Annotated in this window: 1 rRNA gene; it reads right to left on the bottom strand. The window is 45.4% G+C overall.

The annotated features are described in order from the left end of the window. Window positions 1-216, bottom strand: a 16S ribosomal RNA gene (locus CWB65_RS18605); the annotation flags it as partial. Window positions 217-315 lie beyond the last annotated feature (99 nt).

Genomic DNA, 315 nt, shown 5'->3' with positions numbered 1-315 from the left:
GGCGAGAGCCGAAGCCCCCTTTGGTCCGTAGACATTATGCGGTATTAGCAGTCGTTTCCAACTGTTGTCCCCCACCTCAAGGCATGTTCCCAAGCATTACTCACCCGTCCGCCGCTCGTCAGCAAAGGTGCAAGCACCTCCCTGTTACCGCTCGACTTGCATGTGTTAGGCCTGCCGCCAGCGTTCAATCTGAGCCATGATCAAACTCTTCAATTAAAAAGTTTTATGTCTTTCGACAGCTCAATGAATTCTGAATTTATTTAATATCTTTCGATATTGAATTGACTGTGTTGAATAACTACCTAAGTAATTATT

This window comes from Pseudoalteromonas sp. S554 (genome assembly GCF_005930865.1).
GTDB classification, from domain to species: domain Bacteria; phylum Pseudomonadota; class Gammaproteobacteria; order Enterobacterales; family Alteromonadaceae; genus Pseudoalteromonas; species Pseudoalteromonas marina.
This window is presented reverse-complemented; position numbering and strand designations above follow the sequence as displayed.